Origin of the sequence: Citrobacter sp. R-1.5.2, assembly GCF_035064245.1 — a bacterium.
Classification (GTDB): domain Bacteria; phylum Pseudomonadota; class Gammaproteobacteria; order Enterobacterales; family Enterobacteriaceae; genus Citrobacter.
Genome location: NZ_JASEYC010000045.1, coordinates 1 through 5,596, shown reverse-complemented (window position 1 = coordinate 5,596; position 5,596 = coordinate 1). Strand labels below are relative to the sequence as shown.

General features: G+C 49.4%; 7 protein-coding genes. 6 read left to right on the top strand and 1 reads right to left on the bottom strand.

Annotated elements, in window-relative coordinates; translation table 11 throughout:
* Positions 1 to 259 precede the first annotated feature (259 nt).
* The 4 genes from QMN38_RS26245 to QMN38_RS26230 all read left to right on the top strand — a co-directional run bounded on the left by QMN38_RS26245 (position 260) and on the right by QMN38_RS26230 (position 2,205).
* The gene (locus QMN38_RS26245) at positions 260 to 580 is read left to right on the top strand and encodes a DUF134 domain-containing protein (protein ID WP_001137910.1); all 321 of its coding nucleotides are present in this window, start codon (positions 260 to 262) and stop codon (positions 578 to 580) included.
* Entirely contained in the window at positions 555 to 1,016 is a 462-nt protein-coding gene (locus tag QMN38_RS26240; protein ID WP_000626969.1) for a NifB/NifX family molybdenum-iron cluster-binding protein, read from the top strand. The genes QMN38_RS26245 and QMN38_RS26240 overlap by 26 nt, the downstream gene beginning before the upstream one ends.
* Positions 1,017 to 1,176: 160 nt before the next feature.
* Complete coding sequence (locus tag QMN38_RS26235; protein ID WP_016241611.1) at positions 1,177 to 1,614, top strand: PaaI family thioesterase; 438 nt, start codon at positions 1,177 to 1,179, stop codon at positions 1,612 to 1,614.
* Between the two features lie 114 nt (positions 1,615 to 1,728).
* Entirely contained in the window at positions 1,729 to 2,205 is a 477-nt protein-coding gene (locus QMN38_RS26230; protein WP_000043177.1) for a Dps family protein, read from the top strand.
* Between the two features lie 304 nt (positions 2,206 to 2,509).
* Here the strand turns inward: QMN38_RS26230 and QMN38_RS26225 are convergent, their stop codons facing one another.
* Positions 2,510 to 2,860 (bottom strand): ArsR/SmtB family transcription factor, encoded by a 351-nt coding sequence (locus QMN38_RS26225; RefSeq protein ID WP_000928911.1) that lies wholly within the window; start codon positions 2,858 to 2,860, stop codon positions 2,510 to 2,512.
* A 161-nt stretch (positions 2,861 to 3,021) separates the two neighbouring features.
* Between QMN38_RS26225 and QMN38_RS26220 the strand changes: the two genes are divergently transcribed.
* Positions 3,022 to 4,680, top strand: a complete 1,659-nt coding sequence (locus tag QMN38_RS26220; protein WP_200924533.1) for an FAD-dependent oxidoreductase — start codon at positions 3,022 to 3,024, stop codon at positions 4,678 to 4,680.
* A gap of 245 nt (positions 4,681 to 4,925) precedes the next feature.
* Positions 4,926 to 5,390: a methyltransferase family protein gene (locus QMN38_RS26215; protein ID WP_001243598.1), complete on the top strand. Its 465-nt coding sequence runs from the start codon at positions 4,926 to 4,928 to the stop codon at positions 5,388 to 5,390.
* The last annotated feature ends 206 nt before the right edge of the window (positions 5,391 to 5,596 follow it).

The window sequence follows — 5,596 nt, the reverse complement described above, 5'->3', positions numbered from 1 at the left end:
AAGCAAGCCAACTTGTCGTCAAAATCGGTGTTGCAAAAACGGGAGTGACCATAGATTCCGTTTTCTGAGACGACCCCCTTATGGCAGCACTTTAAATTGAGTCTCATACAGTATCTGTTTTCTTTCTCTTCATCTCTCATGACCTGCTGCCCACTTACAGACTCCAGGGTAAAGCAAAAAATTCTCCACCGGTGAGCAGAGTATATTGCATATGCCAGTTTATGAGTGTATATATAGCATATGCCAATAAGGAGCCTTCATGCCAAGACCCAGAATTCCCCGTAACATCTGTGGCCGCCCTGCGGATACCTGTTTTAAGCCCAATGCGCGACCGATGAGCCAGCTTGAACATGTTCATTTAAAAGAAGATGAGTTTGAAGCGTTACGGCTGGTCGATTTACTGGGCATGCAACAGCAGGAAGCGGCTGTTGCAATGGGGGTTTCAAGGCAGACACTGGCCAATGTCCTGAAAGCAGCCCGTTTTAAGGTTGTGGACTGTCTCACTCAGGGCAAGGCCTTAATAATGCACTCTGAAAGGGAAGGAGTTACACAAGATGATCACAGCCATTCCAGTGAATGACGACCGGGTAGCAAATCATTTTACCAAAGCGAGTCACCTTGTCCTGGTGGATGAGCGCGGTGTGGAGCTCAGCCGGACAGAAAATCCCGCGCTGGGCGCAGATTGTTCAGGTAAACGGAAGCTGGTTGACCTGCTGGTTCAACAGCAAGTCAGCCGCGTTGTGGTCCGTAACATCGGGGAACGGATGCTGGGTAAATTACTGGGGCATCAGATCGCGGTGTACCAGACTGACTGTGGTCGTCGTTTGTTCACTGAACTGTGTGATCCGGATACCCGTGTTCTGACTGAACTGAATAAGCCGGAGCAGGGACGCCAGTCCTTTCATCATGAGGCGAAAGGGAAAAAATGCTGTCACTCTGACGGGAACACAGCAGAAAATGCGTGCCAGGGTGGGCGTCAGCATCATCACGGAAACGGGCGCTGTTGCCATTCATGAGTTTATTTCATCACGGGCGGTGATTTTTATCAGACCCGTATTGTGTATAAACCAGGAGCCGGAATGTGTGGAGGAGGCAGTAATGATGCCGGGGGAGCCCCTCAGCTGACTGAATTCCGGATGCCTCCCGTCAGTACAACCGGACGCTGAGCAGAAACAGATGAATTGTTATCTTGATGCCAGAAAGGCCCATACCTGTTGTATGGTCTGTAGTTCCCGCGACAACAACCCTGATACGGTGAACTTAATGTTTTCAGAGCACCCGGATGGCTCTGTATGTGCGGACTACACGGCCAATCACAGGCATCAGGGGTATACGGGTCTTTTACATGGCGGAATGACGAGTACCCTGCTGGATGCAGCAATGACTCATTGTTTGTTCATGCAGGGTGTGCAAGCCCTGACGGCTGAACTGACGGTAAGATTCATTTCACCCGTTTGTACCGGAGACAAACTGATGGTATGTGCCAGACTGCTTGGGCAACGCAGGGGGATTTACCTGCTTGAAGCATGGCTGACAAAAGGACAGCAGACAGTGGCACGTGCCACGGCGAAATTCATTGTTCCGTCGCAGGATATTGCTCTGGCGCATCGCTAGTGTGACAGACGACAGGTGTACCTGGTTATTATAAAAATTTGAGGCGTGTTTTGCTCAGACCGGAAAGAATAATCGCATATCGTATATTCCACTGAAACCGTGTAAGAGGTAGTTATGAGTAAACAAATCATTGATATTGGTATTGCTGAATCATCCCGGGTGGAGATTGCAGACGGCCTGTCCCGGCTTCTTGCTGACACCTATACCCTGTATATAAAAACACATTACTATCACTGGAATGTAACTGGCCCCATGTTTAACAGCTTACATTTAATGTTTGAAAATCAATACAATGAGCTGGCCACTGCCGTTGATGATATCGCTGAACGTATACGCTCGCTCGGATGCTTCGCGCCCGGCACATATCATGAATTTTCACGTTTAACAGCGGTTAATGAAGATAAGGATATTCCGGCAGCAAAAAACATGATTGAAAATCTTGTCCAGGGCCAGGAGACCGTGGTTAAAACTGCACGCTCCCTGTTCCCGCTCGTTAATAATGCGAATGATGAAGCCACAGCAGATCTGCTTACACAACGTATCCAGTTACATGAGAAAACTGCCTGGATGTTGCGTAGCCTGCTTGAATAATGTCACCCCGTGGCAGCAGAAAAAACGGTTTGTCAGCCACAGGCTATTACTGACAGTGCAGAATCATCCGTGTTCCTGTGGCTGTTTTTTCTGACCGTCACAGTATTAAACACCATTGAATCAGTGGGTTAATCAGTGAATGCGTGAACGAGAAATACAGTCCGTGACGGGCATCATCGGCTGGTATATCCGGACCACTGTTGTTTTCCCGTTAAGGTATCGCAGGTTCCGGTCTGGCATTTCACAGCCTGAACAGGGTTAATGATGCATGGATAAAACGGTTTACGGGGAAAGCAGGATCATATTATTCGTTGTTATGGCTTCCTTTACCGGTGCCTGCCTGCGGGCAGTAGAGATCATATAAGGTATTTAACAACGTCATGATACGGTTATCCTCAATACGGTAATATACCATTTTACCTGCCCGTCGGGTCTCGACCAGCTTCAGGCGGCGCATTACACCCAGCTGCTGGGACAGGGTCGGCTGAGTGATACCGACCGCCGCTTCCAGCCCGGCCACATTCGCTTCCCCCAGGCTTAACTGACACATCAACAGCAACCGGTCGCTGTTGGCCAGTCCCCGTAAGACATCTGCTGCCCTCAGGGCCGCATTCTTCATATCTGTCTGACGTTTTGTGTCTTCATTCATGAGCATTGCTGATTTCTCATACTATGTGTTTTTATATAATATAATTTAGTATACTAACGGTATCGTAATTTTGCCATCGTGTTCGTCAGGTCTGCAGCGTCCTGCCGGCCCGGGGAAACGATTATATCTGGCAGGCATTTTTGCCCCGGGTGAACAGAGAGGATGTAATGCAAATAGTGATTGTTGGTGGTGTTGCCGGCGGGGCATCCGCTGCAGCCAGAGCTCGTCGGTTATCAGAGGATGTCAGTATTGTTGTGTTTGAACGGGGAAGCGATGTCTCTTTCGCCAACTGTGGATTACCTTATCATATAGGCGGAAAAATTCCTTTAAGGCAGTCACTGATTCTGAAAACCCCGGAGGATTTTAAATCCCGCTTTAACATAGACGTCCGTATCTGTCATGAAGTGACGTCAGTGGATCCGGTTAATAAAACGGTGACGGTTAAAAATCTGACCTCAGGGGAGGTCTATAGCGAAGAATGGGATCGTCTGCTCCTCAGTACCGGCGCCGCTCCGGTTGTCCCTCCTTTGCCCGGGCTACAGGAAGAGGGTGTCTTTACGCTGCGAAATCTTACTGACATGGATGCTATCCTGGGGTGGATTGAGCAACATCACGTAGCTCACACCACGCTTGTCGGGGGGGGATTTATCGGACTTGAAGTGATGGAGGCTCTGAGCGAACGGGGGATCAGTGTGACCCTGCTGGAGATGGGGGAACAGGTTATGGCTCCGGTTGATCCTGAAATGGCATCTGCCCTGCATCAGGAAATCCGGAGTCATGGCGTGGATCTGCGTCTCAGAACGGCGCTCACCGAGGTACTGCGGACAGAGACGGGATTCCGCGTTGCACTGTCTGAGGGTGGGTTTCTGCAGACCGACATGGTTATTCTCGCCATCGGGGTAAAACCTGAGAACAGCCTTGCCACAGGAGCCGGGCTCGCAGTGGGTAAACGGGGAGGCATAAGCGTCAATGCCTGTATGCAGACCAGTATCCCTGACATCTACGCCGTGGGGGATGCCGTTGAAACTCCAGACTTTGTCTTTCAGGAACCCGCTAATTTTCCTCTGGCAGGGCCCGCCAACCGCCAGGGACGCATTGCTGCTGATAACATGCTAGATCGTCACAGCCTTTACCATGGCAGTCAGGGGACATCCATTTGTAAGGTATTTTCGCTGAGTATTGGCAGCGTCGGTGCGAATGAAAAGCAGCTGAAAGTTCATGGCACCCGATACGAGAAGGTTTACGTCCATGCCGCTGATCATGCCGGTTACTACCCGGGGGCAACGATGATCAGTCTGAAACTGCTGTTCAGCCCCGATACCGGTAAAATTCTCGGGGCTCAGGCATCAGGGAAAAAAGGGGTTGATAAACGCATCGATGTCCTGTCTGTCGCACAGCGCGCGGGGCTTACCGTCAACGATCTCGAACATCTTGAGCTGACTTATGCTCCACCTTTTAACAGTGCAAGGGACGTCGTTAACCAGGCTGGTATGGTGGCGACAAATGTAATGAAAGGAGATACGGTCATATGTCATGTCAGCGATGTGTTACAACGGGAACCGGGCAGTTATTGTTTACTTGATATTCGCTCTCCTGCCGAACTGAAACAATTTGGCGAATATCCTGACGCGCTATCCATTCCACTGGATTCCCTGCGGGAGAATCTTGAAAAAGTGCCTAAAGATAAAGAGATTTTTATAGGGTGCCAGAGTGGCCTGCGCGGGCATGTGGCATACCGTATTCTTCAGGCCCACGGCTTCAGGACATATAATCTGAGTGGTGGCTTTATAACCTGGCAGGCGGTAACGGAGTCAATAAGTAAATAAGAGATGAGGTGCCATACACATGGCACCCTGAATCGCCACAGGTTTAACAGTGAAGTGGTCTGCTGAATTTGTTCACCTGAACAGAGGTGTGGACTGACCCCGCACCGTTATAAGGACAATTATGAAAAAAATAACTTTTCAGATCAGGCATATAATGTCAGATTCATGGTCACTATAGGAATGGCAAGGACTGGATTTTCATTTTGCAGCCATCAGGCTGCTTAGTTCAGAGATAGGTCTGTGTAATGCGTAACTTCGTGACTCGATTGAGAGTATGGTTTCCGCCCCCACTCATCTTATTGCTGTTTTTCGTCACTGATGTGTTGACTGCAATCCCGCGTTTTACCTTCGACATCGTGAATATAGTGCTAAGCGTGTTGCTGACCGGTGTTTGTATTACCATGATACTGCACACCGCTTGGCAGATGAGCACGAACGGCACGACGCTTAATCCGCTTCATCCGGATAGAACCACCAAGCTGGTAACTGTCGGTTGTTACGCATGGAGTCGAAACCCTATTTACCTTGGAATGAGCGGGCTCCAGTTATCCGTTGCTCTCTGCTTTGGCAGCCTGGTGGGGATACTTGCTGTACCGTTGTTTATGTTTGTAGTAGCCAGATTACATATCCATGTTGAAGAGGTACAGCTTCGAAAACGTTTCGGGTTGGAATGGGAACGCTATACCCAACGGGTTCGTCGCTGGTTATAGCAACCCCGTGGTGTTGCAGGAGACAAATAACGTCGAAATCATAAAGAAAAGAATTCATCATCCTTGAGCTTTTATATCGTAATCGTAAACCAGGTGCCGTATGTAGCCATTGAGCCAGTGCTGGTACCTTAGGGAAGGTGCGAATAAGCAGGTCATTTCTTCCCAAGCTGACTCGCTGATTAAAATTTCGCGGATCTGGGCCGATT

Bases quoted from the DNA above. Each gene is read 5' to 3' on its own strand.
- QMN38_RS26215 (WP_001243598.1), top strand. From the start codon at position 4,926: ATGCGTAACTTCGTGACTCGATTGAGAGTATGGTTTCCGCCCCCACTC.
- QMN38_RS26245 (WP_001137910.1), top strand. From the start codon at position 260: ATGCCAAGACCCAGAATTCCCCGTAACATCTGTGGCCGCCCTGCGGAT.
- QMN38_RS26235 (WP_016241611.1), top strand. From the start codon at position 1,177: ATGAATTGTTATCTTGATGCCAGAAAGGCCCATACCTGTTGTATGGTC.
- QMN38_RS26225 (WP_000928911.1), bottom strand. From the start codon at position 2,860: ATGCTCATGAATGAAGACACAAAACGTCAGACAGATATGAAGAATGCG.
- QMN38_RS26220 (WP_200924533.1), top strand. From the start codon at position 3,022: ATGCAAATAGTGATTGTTGGTGGTGTTGCCGGCGGGGCATCCGCTGCA.
- QMN38_RS26230 (WP_000043177.1), top strand. From the start codon at position 1,729: ATGAGTAAACAAATCATTGATATTGGTATTGCTGAATCATCCCGGGTG.
- QMN38_RS26240 (WP_000626969.1), top strand. From the start codon at position 555: ATGATCACAGCCATTCCAGTGAATGACGACCGGGTAGCAAATCATTTT.